The sequence below is a fragment of the Rhizobium grahamii CCGE 502 genome, assembly GCF_000298315.2.
Taxonomy (GTDB): domain Bacteria; phylum Pseudomonadota; class Alphaproteobacteria; order Rhizobiales; family Rhizobiaceae; genus Rhizobium; species Rhizobium grahamii.
Map to the genome: position 1 here is coordinate 1 of NZ_AEYE02000026.1, position 15,290 is coordinate 15,290.

The following is a 15,290-nucleotide window of genomic DNA, read 5'->3' on the forward strand; positions in this document are numbered from 1 at the left end:
TGCTTTGACCTGTCATTCTAACGCCCAGGTTGGCCTGGCATGGCAGCAGTATCAACGCATGGCAGGCCAATCGTGATCGCCGACGAGATCGAATCCTATTTCCGCGGCAGAAAACGAGCCGTGTATCGGCTTCGCTCGCATGGTCGCGCAAGGAATTCATGTATACGTGCGGCCTCGGAAGCTGGCATACGCAGTTCAAATCGGCCAGCCGCGACAACTTACCCACAGCCGCCTGATCCATGGCGGCGTAAAGGGTTCTCACGGGTTCCCACCGTCCGGCCGGGGCCCAAGTTAAGGCACAAGCATCGACGGTACTCAGCATCCTACATTTATCGAGCGGCTCTATAGTGCCGCATCGAAGCCTTTTGAATATTATGGAGGCATTCGCAAGCCCTCTTTTCCAAGCCTGCTCGATCCGCGATCGTAACGTCACCACGTGAGTATTCTAGCAGCCCGTCCGACTGGAGTTGAGAGCAGATGGCACTTACAGTCGCGCGGCGTAGACCAAGTACTTCCGCTACGACTTGCTGTGTGAGATCGAAATTATCCCCTGAAACGCTGTCATGGGCGGTTAGCAGCCAGCGGATGACGCGCTGTTCCGCCGAGTGCAGGCTATTGCAGGCTACGGTCTCCATGAGCTGCGCAATAAGCGACTTCGCATATCTCAGCATGGTTTCTCTGACACAATGGAACTCAGCCAATGCCTGATCCAAGTCCGCTTTCGATAGCCATGATGCATAACCAGGAACCTGTACAACGCACCTGCCAAAGGCTCCACTTCCCCCCATGATTAACCCGAAGCCGAGAAACCCCTCGGGGCCTACCGAGGTCTTCTCTACGGTCTTGCTATTCGCCATGGTTCCCATCAGCGAGATAAGCCCCGCGTGCGGAAACACTGCGTGCGTGAAAGGAGCGCCGTCTTCGTAAATGACTTCCCCTGCCATCATGGGCCGGGTAAGCGATCTCGCGGCCATGAAGTCTTGAGCCGCCGGTCTCAGCGCCAATAGTATTCGATTCCGAACGGGGTACCCTGTCATTTTTCCTTCCATACCAATTATCGCGCAAAAACGTACGGTGTGCGCGATCGGACATATGTGGATACGGCACCGAACACTAGCGTGAATAAGAACCCGTGCGTTGTCTAGCCAGTCTCTCCAAGAAAAAATCGTTGTTGCTCAATTCAGAACAAAACATACTTGAAATTAACCATTCAATATGTACGTTACCGTATATTTATAAGTACCATAACGGGCTCACGCGGATCCTTGCTGCCCAACTGAGGTTTCAGTTTCGTGTGAACGGCGCTCAAAAAGAAGTCCAGCGACGAAGGGGAACAAATGCGGGGCTTATTCAACGCACAAGACTTACTAGGATCCGAAACGGAAAGTTTAGGGCCGGGCAAATGCGCGGGCCAGAATGATCTTCAGGACGTGCTGGCGGAACTTGCCTCTTTCAGAACGGCTCTCGATCCGCATACGATTGTCGGAATCACGAACAGAGCAGGAACGATCACTAATGTGAATGATCGGTTCTGCCAAATCAGCAAATACTCGCGGCTTGAACTGATAGGAGCTAAGCACAGCCTGTTGAACTCGGGACAGCATCTGCCCGCCTTCTTCCAAGAGATGTGGCGGGTGATCTCGGGCGGAGCCCGATGGCACGGAGAAATCTGCAACCGTGCGAAGGACGGTTCACTTTACTGGGTCGACACGACCATTGCACCGAAGATGGATGGATCGGGTCGCATTTGCGGCTATGTCTCGATCCGCTACGACATTACCCAGCGTAAACAGGCAGAGAAGGCGCTAAATGATGAGAACCTGAGGCGCGAGCGCGCTGAAATGCTCCTTCGGGATATCATTGAAACGCTACCCAACGGTGTGGCCGCATATGACGAAAGCGACCGCCTCATTCTGTTCAACTCCAGCTTTAAGGAATGCTACCGGCGAGCCGGCGGTGCCATTGTGGAAGGACGGCGCTTCCAGGATATCATGGAAGATGCTGTCGCATGCGGGGAGTTTGCTGATGTCTCATGCCGAGACGATGACTGGCAGAACTGGATCAACGCGAGGCTTCGCAATCACCGCAATCCAGGCAGGGCGTTTCTCCAGGCGATAAGCGAAGACCGATGGTTCAAAGTGCAGGAACGGCGGTCTGCCTCCGGATATATCGTCGGCGTACAAACGGACGTCACCGATCTGAAAAGAGCGGAGCGGCAGGTCAAAGTCCAGGCGGAAGCCGACCCGCTCACCGGGCTTCTGAACCGCCGCGCGCTCATCGAACGACTGACTGCCGTACTCTCTTCTCAAAAGGCCGAACGCCACAGCGCGCTTGTTCTGATCGACTTGGACGGCTTCAAGGCTATAAACGATATGCACGGCCATGGTGCTGGTGACGCGCTTCTGATCGAGGTCGGGAAACGCTTCAGAGATAATGTGAGGAAGTCGGATATTGTCGCTCGCTTGGGCGGCGACGAATACGCTGTGCTCCTCGTTGACGTCGGCAGCACGGCCAATGCGATCCGGATCGTCCGGAAGCTGCTCAGGTCCCTCGAAAGCCCTGTCCGCCTTGGCAGAAAATCTGTTCGGGTAAGCGGCAGCTTCGGCCTTGCGATCGTCCGCAAGAGCAAGTCCGGGACGCCTCTGAAAGTGTTCAAGCGAGCAGATATCGCGCTCTACAGAGCCAAACACAATGGTCGTTCGACCTATGCTGTTTATAACACCGATATGGAGCGGAGCATACGGCAACGGGAGGCGATGATCGAAGCGCTCCGCCGCGCAATCGCTCAAGGTGAAATACAAGTTGCCATGCAGCCCCAGACGCGATTCGTCGACCGAGGTCACGCGGGCTTCGAGGCTTTGGTCCGCTGGCAGAAGGACAATCAATGGGTGCCCGCGGCGGATATCGTTTCGCTTGCCGAGCAGTCGGACCTGATCTGCGCGCTCGGACACGCCGTTCTTTCTGGCACGCTCAATGCAATGAGCGCAATGAAGCGGAAGGACTTTGCCCCTGGCAAGGTGGCAGTCAACGTAGCCGCTGCGCAACTACGCAATCCGAACTTCGCAAAAGAACTGCTTGATGCGGTCTCGGCTCACGGACACCGGGCGTCCGAGATCATCATTGAGGTCACCGAGGGCGTTATTCTCGACCGCACAAGCGAAGCGATCGGGGTGACGCTGAATCGGCTGTTTGAGGCAGGCGTTAAAATTGCGCTCGATGACTTCGGTACCGGCTACGCGTCCCTGACCCACCTACAGCGCTATCCGGTGTCCTACATTAAAATAGACCGCTCCTTTGTGAAGGACGTTGGCCACAACCGCGGGTGCAACGCAATTGTAAGGGCCGTTACGTCGCTGGCTCACAGCCTCGGCATGGAAGTGGTCGCAGAAGGAGTCGAGACGCCATCGCAATACCAGTCGCTTCTTGAGATGGGCTGTGACTATGCCCAGGGCTACCTTGTGGCCAAGCCCATACTCACCGAGGAAATCGACGCCTACCTCCTGAATTGCAAGGCAGATCGACCGGTTTTGACATTCGTCGCTTGATCGTTCCCCAATTAACTACCCAGAGGAGAATTATTCATGTCGCATCCCCCGTATCAGGATTTGAACGACGTCCCTGGCGCAGCGGACCCCAAAAGGCAGAACGTCGCACGTCGCCTCGAATTCATGCAGTTGGATGGTAGCGGCCGCGCCAGCATCCGTATGCTGAAGGCGCTTGTCGAGCGGGAGTTGCCAAACGGTCTGGACAAGTTTTACGCGCAGCTCCGCCAGAGCCCCGAAGTGAAGTGGTTCTTTTCGACGGAAGAAAACATTGCCCGCGCCAAGGGCGCACAGCAGAGCCACTGGGTCAGCATTTCCGATGGCAACTTCAATGAAGACTATGTCAACAAGGTCCGAGCGATTGGATCGGTTCACGCCCGGATCGGCCTTGAACCACAGTGGTATATCGGTGGATATGCTATCATTCTGGACCATCTAATCAAAAGCGCGGTTGATGAAGTGTTCCCCAAGGGTGGTCTGTTTTCCAAGAAGCCAATGAAGCCGGCCGAATTCGGAAAATCACTAGCAAGCTTGGTCAAAGCGGTTTTGCTGGATATGGATCTGGCAATCTCGGTCTATATCGACGAAGCGGAAGTCGCAAAGCAGAAGGCACAGGCCGAAACGATCGCAACCGAGCAGAAGCTTGTCTCTGACTGTTTTGGCAGGGCTATGGCGGCCATCGCCGCCAAGGATGTCAGCTATCGGATTACCGACGAACTGCCGGAAGCCTATCATCGACTGAAGAACGACTTCAACAATGCGTTGGAACAAGTATCCGCAACGATTGCTGACATTGATGCAGCGGCAGCGCAGATTCATTCCGGGGCGGAGGAAATACGTTCGGCCGCCGATGATCTGTCCAAGCGAACTGAACAGCAGGCTGCATCGATCGAACAGACCGCGGCGGCTCTTGAACAAATCACAACGACAGTAAAGGACTCGAGCCGGCGCGCTGAAGAAGCGGGTCACCTCGTTGCCAAGGCAAAGACCGGCGCAGAGAATTCAGGTGAAGTCGTCAAGCAAGCGGTGACGGCCATGGGCGCGATTGAAACGTCCTCCAAGGAGGTCTCGAATATCATCGGCGTCATTGACGACATCGCTTTTCAGACCAACCTGCTTGCTCTCAACGCTGGCGTGGAGGCGGCTCGTGCTGGTGAAGCCGGCAAGGGCTTTGCAGTCGTTGCCCAGGAAGTGCGCGAGCTTGCGCAGCGCTCCGCAAGTGCAGCGAAGGAAATCAAGACCCTGATCACGTCATCTGGGGAGCAAGTGAAGACGGGCGTAACACTTGTTGGCAATACCGGCGCTGCACTCGTCGCTATTGTTGGTGAGGTCAAGGAAATCAATCAGCACATTCTCTCGATTGTCGAGTCCGCTCGCGAGCAGTCGACGGCGCTTCAGGAAATAAATACTGCCGTTAATACCATGGACCAGGGAACTCAACGGAATGCGGCCATGGTGGAGGAGACGACAGCGGCGAGCCATGCCCTCGTAATCGAAGTGGAGCGGATCTCGAAAATGCTGGGCGAATTCAACATCGGCGGGAACAGTCGGCAGCGGAGCTCGGGGCCCCAGCCTGAACCTGCAACAACATTGGCAGCGAACACCCAGAACATGGCAGTTCGCCGGTGATCCCGCCGACAGCGCCGCCCGCCACGGCACCAGCATGCCGGCCTTTGGTCTGACTTATGTTCGAGCCTGCAACCGATTTCTCTCTGGTGGCAGGAAGGCTCCTTGCTCACCGATCGCAAATGATTGTCCATGAGATTGAGGAGCCGGTGGTGCATTGAGGTTCAATGGGAGGCTCTTGCGTGGGCTGTCATCCGATTGATCTCCACTATGTGTAAATTTCTGGCCACAAACAACCCTTATGAGCAATCAAATGAACAGAACTTGACTATCCACCACCTCCGTAACACAATGCATAAAATTCTGGACACGAGAACGCCTCACGTCCACTCAATTGAACTAAGCAGGTATAACCGTGCCCCGCCAAAGAAGCTACTCCAGAGTCACGCATCAGGCGCTCGCGATGCTCGGTAAGCTGATCCGCATCGGCCGTGCCGATCGCGGCCTGACCGCGCAGGAGCTGGCGGACCGCGCCGGCATCAGCCGCACCACCTTGTCCAGCATTGAAAAAGGCGCGCCGGGCCCTGAGATCGGCACCGTGTTTGAGGTTGCCTCACTCGTCGGCTTGCGCCTGTTCGACTATGACGAGCGCACGGCCCAGATGCACAATGCCCGCCTCGACGAAAAACTGACCCTTCTGCCCAAGAGCGTCCGCCACGCCGTGAAGGAGGTCGATGATGACTTCTAAGGCTGACGCTACCGAAGCCTTTGTCTGGATGTGGCTGCCGGGGGCGACGGAACCGGTGGTCGCCGGCCGCCTTGATCAGGACGGCGAGCGCCTGCTCTTTACCTACGGCGCCAGCTATCGCCGCCGAAAGAGCGCCATTCCCATCTACGAGCCGGAGCTCCCCCTCCAGGAAGGCGTCATTGCGCCTATCAACGGCCTGACCATGGCAAGCTGCATTCGCGACGGTTCGCCCGACGCCTGGGGCCGCCGTGTCATCATCAACAGGCTGACGGGCAAAAAGCCCGATGCTGCCGGGGCGCCAGAGATCAGCGAGCTGACCTTCCTGCTCCAATCAGGCTCCGACCGGATTGGTGCCCTCGATTTCCAGCCATCGGCCACGGAATACGTCCCCCGTCTTGCCGCACAGGCATCGCTCGACGAGCTCATGGAGGCGACTGCCCTCATAGAAAAAGGCGTCCCCCTGACCCCGGCACTCGACCAGGCCCTCTATCACGGCACATCGATCGGCGGCGCACGTCCCAAGGCTCTCATCGATAACGGCGCAAAGAAGTTCATCGCCAAATTCTCGGCGACAAACGACACCTACAGCGTCGTGAAGGCCGAATTTATCGCGATGAAGCTGGCGGCTGCCTGCGGGCTCAACGCCGCGCCTGTGTCGATGACCCGTGCCGCTCATAAGGATGTGCTGCTCATCGAGCGCTTCGACCGTACGCTCACGAAGGAGGGATGGACACGCCGCGCGATGGTCTCAGCCCTGACCATGCTCGGTCTTGATGAAATGATGGCCCGCTACGCCTCCTACGAAGACGTCGCCGAACTCATCCGCCACCGCTTCACTGACCCGAAGGACACGCTGAAGGAGCTCTACGGCCGGATCTGCTTCAACGTGCTGTGCGGCAATACCGACGACCATGCCCGCAACCATGCCGCCTTCTGGGACGGCACGATGCTCACGCTCACCCCTGCCTATGACATTTGTCCACAAGCCCGCACCGGCAACGAAGCTACGCAGGCGATGCTCATCAAGGGCGATCGCCGTGCCAGCACGCTTGCCACTGTGCTCGCAGCCGCGCCAGATTATCACCTGAAGGAGGCAGAAGCCGCTGCGACGATCGAACACCAAATCAAGACCATTGCCGAACACTGGCAAGCGGTCTGCGAGGAAGCAGATTTAAGCCCCGTCGACCGCAAGCTGTTCGCCGGGCGTCAGTTTCTCAACAGCTACGCCCTCGAAGGCCTTGATAGCCAAAAGGCACTGCAGGATAGGTTCCGCGCCGCACACGACACGCTGCTCGCCAGCGACGGCGCTTGACGATGCCAGCGCCAAGGCAGCTCAAAAGACGCGCCTGGCCGGGAGCATTTCTCCGGATCAGCGTCAGCATTTTTGGCCATCGCGACATTCAAGGACTTGAGCAGCGACTTGGCGGCGGCATGAACGTCGGTAGACGTCGCCAGCCCCTGAAAGGCTGCTAACAGCACGACCAGGTAGTCGCCCCTTTTGTCTTTTATTTCCTCGACGAAGGGATCGAACGGCGGCTTCAGCAGCATGCGCCGGGCCGTAAGGTCTGCCTCCGCGCACTTGAATTCGAGTCCTCAGTTGCCTGTCGTTCTGTTCTGCATAGTGTTCCGTTACTTGGGGGTATATGGCGTCTAGGCAAACAGCTTACCCGCGCCCTGATCTGAAGCGTTAGCCTCCAGCAGAGCCCATTGCGCGGGCTGGATAAAGGCGCGCGGCGGCAGGATAATCCATCCGTCATCATCGCCGACGGCAACGAAGTCACCGGCTCCTACGCCGAGTGCTGACAGGGCGCAGACGAGCGCGGCCATGTCATCGTGATTGGTGACTGCCGCCAGATCGCCGGTCAATGTTCGCCTCGGGAGAAGATAATCGATCAGCACCCGCAGCCGGCCGTTCTCGGCAAGGTGGCGGAAGAACGTGTCCGACCGGTCTCCGCGCCGGGCAGCAAGCTCTCCGGGGTTCTCGATCATGGTGCCAAGAAACGCTCCTGGAAACGCATCGACGAGGGCTTTGCTGTCCAGCGGTACGCCGTGACGCGCTTCCTTGAGGTCAGCAAGCGCAAGAACGTGCGCGGCGCATGGGTTCGCATGCTCCTTCAGCAATCTGCCGACCGGCGCTCTCGACTGCCCGCGTTCCCTATTAGGCGGCCCAGGCGTCTGGTGAGCATGCGCTCCGCCGTGCGGTATCGCCCGATAATGTCAAAGCCTCGCCGCAAGGGACCGTCGCCGCCACCGCGACGGGGCGACCCGCGTCGACCTTCGCGATTGTGCTTTCGCGCTCGGGCTCGATCGCCCGGAATCGCTTGATCTCCCAGGCGACGGTCGAGGCCGTCCAGTTCAGGCGGCAAATGGCGCTCGATCGCCGTACCGGCGAGCAGCCTACATCGATGCCGATGACAGAACCTTGTCCAACGCTATTCCCCCGCGGCTTGTCTGGCCGGCAGTTCCGCCACCTCCTTGAGGCGCCGTTCTTCGAGCGCGGCGAAGTGCATTTGCATCTCTTGGGGCAGCGGCTTGTGAGGCTCTGGCAAATCCATCAGATGGCGCACCGCCTATCGGGCCCTCTGAGCGATACCTCGTCAGTGACCCCGCGTTTTGCCTGCGTCCAGAACAGCTGTTCCAATTCCGGGACAAAGGCTTGCGCTCCTCAAGGCGCTTGGCGATCCACAGGGTCACGAGCTCCAGGCCCGCGCTGGCGTCGCCGGGCGTGAATGTCGGCGGGACCTCCGGCGTGAAGGCGATTGACGCCAAGGCTGTGGCGCAATTCCTTCAGCAGCGGTTCCGCCACCACGTCGGGTTGGCCTTGGCCGTCACCAGGCCATAGTAGAGGATGGGCTGGTTCGCATCGAACAGCTCAGGGCCGTTGTTCCCGCTCTCGTCGACATAGCAATACAAAGAACTTCCGCCCGCTGTACTTTCAGCTTTATAGCTTGCAATCTGTTTAGTCTGGGGCCTCTGTCGCCGCCGCGAGTTCAATGACAGGATCGCGGCGCAGAGCGTCCCTCAAGCCTTTTCCGCAATGCGCAGCAGATGCGTCGCGCGCGTGTCTATGATGGCGCGGATGGCTTTGATGATATTGTGGGCGACGCCCGCCCCTTCGAGCTCCACGGCAAGCGCCTCGGCTTCCCCCTTGATCCTGCCGGCAAGCTCGGTCATGTCCTTCACCAGCAAACGCTGCGCGCCCTTCGTCTCAGGCACAAGCGTCAGCCAATGTTTCAACTGGATGGTGTCAGGGACCGCCCGCCCGCCAATCGCCATGGCTTGTTTCTTCGCGAGTTGCGGGTACGCCGCCGTGCAAACGACATCGTAGAGCGGCGCAAGGTCGGGAACCTTGCCGCGATAGAGCAAGGCGTAGTTTTTCCCGTGCGCGTCTGCATTGCCGACGAGATAGTGGAAAATAAGCGCACGGATGAAGGATAGCCGGTCTGCCGCCGGGCGGGCGGTGGCCCGGTCGATCAGGTCCAGCGACCGCTCTGTGCCCGGCCCCCCTTCCTCCTCGTACTTAAGTTCTGGTGGCACGCTCAGCGCCTGACAGAAATCCTCCTGATGAAGACGCGTGATGGTCCCGTCCTTGTGGGCGGCGCGGTCGTAGCGTTCCACGAGAAGGAACGGAATCCTTCCGCCGTAACGCATTTCGACGGCGGGTACAGGAAGCTTCAGGCGCGCCGCCAGCCGCAGGCAGAACAGTTCGTTCTCAACCGTGCCGTCGAGCGCCTGGATGAAAGGCTTGAGGATATGCGTAGTCGGGCGCCCACCTTTGGCGAGCCCGATGGCATCGCCCCCCACGCAGACAGCAATTTTGTCCTGCGCGCCGGCGAGCGAAAGGCGCACCCCTTCCTCCCCGCCGAGCAAGGGACGCTCGCGCAGCTTACCGAGGATTTCTTCAAGGCGGTGCTGGCTCAATATTTCTATGCCGTCCTCGTCTGAGGAGGGCGGCGCCTCGCCGGCTGGATAGAGCGACAAGGCACCGGCGCATTCACCGCCGATCACCTCCAGCAACCCGAAAGCGTTGCCCGCCGAGATTCCGAGCGCTCCCGCCAGACGCAGGCGCGCCCCTTCATCAGGCAGCAGCCCGGAGAAGAAGGGGCGAACAGCCCGATCCGTATAGGGGGCCTCCTGCAGTGGCATCGAAAAAGAAAGGGCGCGCGGGTCCGGCCCCGTGAGATAGCCAAGGTCATAGGCAAAGCTCAAAGCTCCCGCCTCGTCCTGCATGAGCGAGCCCGCCTTCGTCTCGCCGAACCACACATCCAGCAGATGGACCATCAGCTGCCCTCCTGCCGTCTGCCGACGGATACGGTCAGCCCAAGGGACGTCGCCACCTGAAGGGCACGGCCGATCTGGCAGCTTTCCTTTCCAGCCTCCAGCTCGCGCACGAAGCGCACGCCGACACCCGTCAGGCCCGCCAGCTGCTCCTGGGTCAGCTTCTGCGCCTTCCTCTCCGTGCGGATCAGAAGGCCGAAGCTCTTGCTGTCTCGGATCGTTTGCATAAATCACCCCTATCGGGCCGATTTTAGCAGCGTCCCTGTTAAAAAGCCAGAAAAAGAACCGATCGGGATGATTTCGATAAGCTCCATTGACCAGCAGTCAAAATCGTCCCGAACGGTACGATTGTACGTTGCCGCATCCGGCCAGCCATCATAGGCAAGCGTCACGACCGCACCGGCAATCGCCAGCGTCTCCGTAGGACCACGAAATCTGCCCCTGCTCAATCGCCTCAAGCGCGTCCTGGATCTCTTCGAGCCTTGCGAGGACGGCCTCGTCACCGTCTTCGGCCGCGCCGGAGTCGACAAGCGAGTCATATTCGTCAGCCAGCGCTGAAGCTCGTGCCTGCTGCTCCTCGGTCAGCTCAACAAGCTCCGGCTGTGCCCGCCGGAAGCCTGACAGCATGCTGTGGTCGAAATGCCGGCTACATCGCCAGAATCAAACTTCGAAGAAACTTCCGTAAGCCATTGAAAATGATTCATTCGAGTCGGAACGAATCTGCTCCGCAGGCTTTGAGTGCCGACTGAGTGATTCGGGAACTAGCGTCATGGCGAGTGGTATGCGAGCACAGTGGAAAGGCTTCCTGAAATTCGGTGAGGTGAGCTGCGGCGTCGCGCTCTACACCGCCGCGTCATCAAGCGAACGCATTACCTTCAACACCATCAACAAGGCGTCCGGTAACCGCGTCAACCGCATCTTCATCGATAGCGAGACGGAGGTCCCCGTTCCCAAGGAGCAGCAGACCAAAGGCTTCGAGATCGAGAACGGCCAGTACATCATCATCGATCCCGAGGAGGTCGCGGCGACGATCCCGCAAAGCAACAAGACACTGTCGATCGAAGCCTTCATCCCCTGCTCCGAGGTGGACGACGTCTATTTCGACAAGCCCTACTACCTGACCCCTGACAAGATGGGCGGAGACGCCTTCGTAGCCCTACGTGAAGGTATGAAGAAATCGAAGGTCGCGGCCATAGCGAGGGCGGTTCTCTTCCGGCGCATGCGGACGGTGCTCATACGCCCCCACGGCAGAGGTTTGATCGCGACGACGATGAACTATGATTACGAGGTCAGGTCCTCGAAAAAGGCCTTCGAGGAAATGCCGAAGCTGAAGATCGAAGGCGAAATGCTCGATCTTGCCAAGCACATTATCAGCACTAAGAAAGGCGAGTTCGATCCGGCGACTTTTGAAGATCGCTATGAGGCCGCCCTCGCCGCTCTTGTGAAGGCGAAGATCGAAGGCAAGGCGCTCCCGAAGGCGAAGAAGGTCGAAGTATCGAAGCCGAGCGAGCTGCTGGACGCCTTGCGAGAGAGCGCGGGCTTGATGAAGGCTCCCGGCCATAACCCGAAACACACTGCGGCCAATGCCAACAATGGCGCCGCTCGGCAGCGCGCCGCGCGCGGGTCGACTGCGAAGCCTCCGTCCTCCAAGGCTACCACCCAGCGTAAGGCAAGTTGAGGAGACAGGTAATGGCACCCAATTACTACTGGAAAGGCTACCTCAAGCTCTCGCTGGTCACCTGCCCCGTCGCGATGACACCAGCCACATCGGAATCTCAAAAGGTCCGCTTCCACACCCTTAACAAGGAAACAGGTAACCGCGTGGTTTCGCAGTACATCGACTCGGTGACTGGCAAGCCGGTGAAGGATGAGAACGAGGCTAAGGCCTACGCGCGTGGCGAGGACAACTATATCATCTTGACCGACGACGATCTCGATCGCGTTGCGCTCGACACTGTGAAGACCATCGACATCGATAAATTCGTTCCGACGGATTCGATCGAGTGGGTCTACCTCGAAAAGCCGCACTACCTCATGCCCGACGACGCAGTCGGGCATGAAGCTTTTGCGGTCATTCGCGATGCCATGAAGGCCGACAGCGTCGTGGGCGTCTCGAAGCTGGTCATGGGACGCCGCGAGCGCGCGGTCATTCTGGAGCCGCGTGACGAAGGCATTGTCCTGTGGTCGCTCCGGTTTGGCGACGAGGTGCGGCCGGAAGAGCCATACTTCGAGGACATTGAGGACGACGCCGATCCCGACCTCGTTCCTCTGGTCCAAAAGCTGATCAAGCAGAAGTCTGCGCACTGGTCGCCGAATATGGTCAGCGACCCCATCCAGACAAGCCTGCTGAAGCTGATCGAGGAGAAGAAGAAGCTCCTGAAGCCGAAGAGGGCAGCCAAAGGGACACCCGCAGAAGCAGGAACGAAGTCAAACGTAGTCAATATCATGGACGCCCTTCGCAAGAGCGTCGAAGCCGATCTCAAGGGCAGGAAGGCTGGTTAAGTTGCATCTTATTGATACCCGTATCATGCACGACCCTGATGGCTGGAAGATCGACTTCCTCGGAGATGACGGTGATGCGGTCACCGTCCGTGTGGCGGGTTGCGCCGACATCGATGCGAACCAGGCTGTCGAGCGTGCCCGGGCGGTCATGGTGCAATTGACTGCCTTCGGAACCCGTGGGGGTGGCCGGAGCGTGAACCAGTACGATGCCGCAAGCAACGGAAATTTCGACGACGATCAGCCGCTGCTGGACAGTCGGCACTGAGACGTTTGTAGAAGGGACAACAAAAAAGGCCGGGGCGAAATCGCACCGACCTTCCTCATATCGCTATCTACCAGTGCCAGTACATCCGTGGTCAAAAGCTAAGCGACTACGACATTGCGAGCGGCAGATGCGTTCCAGCGCTCATCAGCAATGCCGATGAAGTTCTGATAGCAGGACTTTGTGTCCGAAACACGACAGCTTGCCGCCTAACGAAGTAATACTGCACTCGATGCCGCCGGCTCAGCACCACCGTTCGATCGGGCGAAGCATGCATCGGACGACGAAATTATCCGGAAATCAATAGAGGTTCGGTTTTTTGCTCAAGTGATGTTCGTTCAACGGCTGGTATGTTCCTGCGCGTCACGAGCGAGGCGCGCTTCTCGAAGACGCAGCGTCTTGGCCTGTCGAGCTTGCTCCTCAGTCTCGGGTTCCTGGACGGCCTGACCGCGCGCGGAGAACTGGGACTGGATGTCGTTGAAGGCGATTTCGGCCTGCTGCCTGGATTTGCTGTGGGTCTGGGTCATGAAGACTCCTTGGGTCTGCGGCGACGCCGCATAAGAAAAAGGCCGGACGCACTGCCCGGCCCTTAGATCAACATGCTCTCCCAGTGCCAGTACATCCGTGGTCAAAGGGAAAGCAGGTTTCAATTATGCGGCCTGCAGATTGGTGGCCGACATCTTGCCCGACTTCATGTCGCGCTCAAGTTCGTAGCCGATCTTCTGGCCCTCGACGATTGCGCGCATTCCAGCGCGTTCGACAGCAGAGATGTGAACGAACGCGTCTTCGCCTCCGTTGTCAGGCTGAATGAAGCCGAAGCCCTTGGTGGAATTGAACCATTTTACTGTGCCTATGGTCATGATAAACCCTTTCAAAGCATAGAGTTAGAAACCCAGAAGCGACGCTTCCCGGACGGTGATACGACTATTTTTGAAAGAGAAGATTCGAATAGAGCGCGGTGCCAATCGCGCGGTAGACAAAGCTCGGCAACCAAAAGATCGATAAAACTGAAAATAGAGACAACTCCGCGAAAGTCAACCGATAGTTTTCGTTATACGGGGGCGGAGCGTACTTCGGAGGCATGAGTACGCATTCCTTCAGACGTGGCGTCGCCCCCGTGACGAGGCAGGCGGGCAACGCACGCTACGTAACGCATGAGAATGTGCCTGACGGAAACTACACCGCATTAACTTCGTCACTCGCTTCTTGAGCACGGTTCTCCGTCGGTCATAGCCGCTCGCCGGTCATACTTTCGATTGGAGGCTCCGACCAATTCGATCGAGGGATGGCAGCTCGACTACGAGCAGCAAGCCATCCTCCCGCCAATCGCGCATGATCCGCCCGCCGAGCTGGTTCTCGAGTACGGCGCCGAGCAGAACCGTACCGAAGCCCTTCACTGAGGCTGCGCCGAACTTGTTGCCTCCTTTTTCATGCCATTCCAGGACAAGGCCCTCGCCTTCTCGACGCCAACCGATCGCAAGCCTTCCGTTTCCGCGGGACAGGGAGCCGTGGACGGCGGCGTTGGCGGCGAGCTCGTGTATCGCGAGGCCAATAGGCTGGACTGACGGGGCTGGCACCATGACCTCAGGCCCATCGATCTCAACATTGTGCTCGCTGAAGACGCCAACCTGCAGCGTAACGATGTCGCGAAGCGAAGCCTGTTGCCATCCGTTTTCCGCGAGCAGCATATGCGTCCTGGATAACGCCTGCACGCGCTGCTGGACCGAGGCCGCATAGACAGCCGCGTCGTCCGAACGACTGAGACGGACGATGCTGTCGACGATCGCCAGAACGTTCTTGGTCCTGTGGTCGACTTCGAGAAGCAGACGGTGTTCCGCCTCTTCCAGCGTCTGGATCTTCCGATATTCGGTGACGTCTATCTGCGACGCGAAATAGTATGCGAGGCTTCCGTCGTCGTCCCGGATGGGGCTGAGGTGAAGCTGGTTCCAGAAGGCGCTGCCATCCTTCCGGTAGTTCAAGATCTCAACCGTGCCCTCGCGCTCGTGCGAGATGATAGCCCGGATTTCTGCTATAGCCGTCGGCGACGTGGCTTCTCCCTGCAGCATGCGGCAGTTGCGGCCAAGCAGTTCTTCGGCGGGGTAGCCGGTGAGTTCGAGAAACGCGTCGTTTGCCAGCACCATCGGGTAGTCCGACTTGCGAGCGTCCGCAACGACGATTGGCATTCGGGTCCGTTGGAACGCGAATATCGCTAGTTCCTTGTGGTCGGCCATTCCTTGCCTGGATGCGGCGGCTGGGAGGTCGCCATGGATGTCTGACTTCTTGCCTTCGGACACGCAGCACCTTTTCTAATTGTCGCTCACTCAAACGCCAATCCCGAAGGAATGGTTTCACTCGTTTGCATCCAGTCTCGAAACGTCACTTGCATGCCAGG

15 protein-coding genes are annotated in these 15,290 nt (G+C 58.5%); 7 read left to right on the forward strand and 8 right to left on the reverse strand.

The genetic code is table 11. The features are described from left to right. Nucleotides 1-329: 329 nt before the first annotated feature. Entirely contained in the window at nucleotides 330-1,049 is a 720-nt protein-coding gene (locus RGCCGE502_RS38975) for a Crp/Fnr family transcriptional regulator (RefSeq protein ID WP_341875045.1), read from the reverse strand. 288 nt (nucleotides 1,050-1,337) lie between these two features. Here RGCCGE502_RS38975 and RGCCGE502_RS20920 point away from each other — a divergent pair, with 288 nt between their 5' ends. The 4 genes from RGCCGE502_RS20920 (at nucleotide 1,338) to RGCCGE502_RS20935 (ending at nucleotide 7,168) form a co-directional block, all read left to right on the forward strand. Beyond that, complete coding sequence (locus tag RGCCGE502_RS20920) at nucleotides 1,338-3,545, forward strand: sensor domain-containing protein (protein WP_071224930.1); 2,208 nt, start codon at nucleotides 1,338-1,340, stop codon at nucleotides 3,543-3,545. A gap of 36 nt (nucleotides 3,546-3,581) precedes the next feature. Next, entirely contained in the window at nucleotides 3,582-5,171 is a 1,590-nt protein-coding gene (locus tag RGCCGE502_RS20925) for a globin-coupled sensor protein (RefSeq protein WP_016556190.1), read from the forward strand. Nucleotides 5,172-5,571: 400 nt separating this feature from the next. Then, on the forward strand, nucleotides 5,572-5,856 hold the full coding sequence (locus tag RGCCGE502_RS20930; RefSeq protein WP_016556191.1) for a helix-turn-helix transcriptional regulator: 285 nt from the start codon (nucleotides 5,572-5,574) through the stop codon (nucleotides 5,854-5,856). Continuing rightward, a complete protein-coding gene (locus RGCCGE502_RS20935; protein WP_016556192.1) occupies nucleotides 5,846-7,168 on the forward strand; it encodes a type II toxin-antitoxin system HipA family toxin in 1,323 nt (440 codons plus the stop codon). Before RGCCGE502_RS20930 ends, RGCCGE502_RS20935 begins: the two co-directional genes overlap by 11 nt. Nucleotides 7,169-7,506: 338 nt before the next feature. Here the strand turns inward: RGCCGE502_RS20935 and RGCCGE502_RS20940 are convergent, their stop codons facing one another. The 4 genes from RGCCGE502_RS20940 to RGCCGE502_RS20955 form a co-directional block, all read right to left on the reverse strand. Then, nucleotides 7,507-7,977, reverse strand: coding sequence for a GIY-YIG nuclease family protein (locus tag RGCCGE502_RS20940; RefSeq protein WP_016556193.1), 471 nt, complete (start codon nucleotides 7,975-7,977; stop codon nucleotides 7,507-7,509). Between the two features lie 900 nt (nucleotides 7,978-8,877). Further along, nucleotides 8,878-10,137, reverse strand: a complete 1,260-nt coding sequence (locus RGCCGE502_RS20945; RefSeq protein ID WP_016556194.1) for a type II toxin-antitoxin system HipA family toxin — start codon at nucleotides 10,135-10,137, stop codon at nucleotides 8,878-8,880. Then, nucleotides 10,137-10,361 (reverse strand): helix-turn-helix domain-containing protein, encoded by a 225-nt coding sequence (locus RGCCGE502_RS20950; protein WP_016556195.1) that lies wholly within the window; start codon nucleotides 10,359-10,361, stop codon nucleotides 10,137-10,139. The genes RGCCGE502_RS20945 and RGCCGE502_RS20950 overlap by 1 nt, the downstream gene beginning before the upstream one ends. Before the next feature lie 148 nt (nucleotides 10,362-10,509). Continuing rightward, nucleotides 10,510-10,761 (reverse strand): hypothetical protein, encoded by a 252-nt coding sequence (locus RGCCGE502_RS20955; RefSeq protein ID WP_016556196.1) that lies wholly within the window; start codon nucleotides 10,759-10,761, stop codon nucleotides 10,510-10,512. Nucleotides 10,762-10,903: 142 nt separating this feature from the next. On the opposite strand from RGCCGE502_RS20955, the gene ku (RGCCGE502_RS20960) reads away from it, so the two are divergent. The 3 genes from ku (RGCCGE502_RS20960) to RGCCGE502_RS20970 are packed head-to-tail and all read left to right on the forward strand — an operon-like array spanning nucleotide 10,904 to nucleotide 12,901. Beyond that, nucleotides 10,904-11,812 (forward strand): non-homologous end joining protein Ku, encoded by a 909-nt coding sequence (gene ku, locus RGCCGE502_RS20960; protein WP_016556197.1) that lies wholly within the window; start codon nucleotides 10,904-10,906, stop codon nucleotides 11,810-11,812. 11 nt (nucleotides 11,813-11,823) lie between these two features. Continuing rightward, nucleotides 11,824-12,636, forward strand: a complete 813-nt coding sequence (gene ku, locus RGCCGE502_RS20965; RefSeq protein ID WP_016556198.1) for a non-homologous end joining protein Ku — start codon at nucleotides 11,824-11,826, stop codon at nucleotides 12,634-12,636. Between the two features lies 1 nt (nucleotide 12,637). Then, nucleotides 12,638-12,901, forward strand: coding sequence for a hypothetical protein (locus RGCCGE502_RS20970; protein ID WP_016556199.1), 264 nt, complete (start codon nucleotides 12,638-12,640; stop codon nucleotides 12,899-12,901). 335 nt (nucleotides 12,902-13,236) lie between these two features. Here the strand turns inward: RGCCGE502_RS20970 and RGCCGE502_RS35620 are convergent, their stop codons facing one another. The 3 genes from RGCCGE502_RS35620 to lov form a co-directional block, all read right to left on the reverse strand. Further along, nucleotides 13,237-13,425 carry a hypothetical protein gene (locus RGCCGE502_RS35620; RefSeq protein ID WP_081647294.1) on the reverse strand — a complete coding sequence of 63 codons (189 nt, stop codon included), beginning with the start codon at nucleotides 13,423-13,425 and terminating at the stop codon, nucleotides 13,237-13,239. 123 nt (nucleotides 13,426-13,548) lie between these two features. Further along, nucleotides 13,549-13,758 (reverse strand): cold-shock protein, encoded by a 210-nt coding sequence (locus tag RGCCGE502_RS20980; protein WP_016556201.1) that lies wholly within the window; start codon nucleotides 13,756-13,758, stop codon nucleotides 13,549-13,551. A gap of 384 nt (nucleotides 13,759-14,142) precedes the next feature. Next, the gene (lov, locus tag RGCCGE502_RS20985) at nucleotides 14,143-15,192 is read right to left on the reverse strand and encodes a blue-light-activated histidine kinase (RefSeq protein ID WP_016556202.1); all 1,050 of its coding nucleotides are present in this window, start codon (nucleotides 15,190-15,192) and stop codon (nucleotides 14,143-14,145) included. Nucleotides 15,193-15,290: the final 98 nt, after the last annotated feature.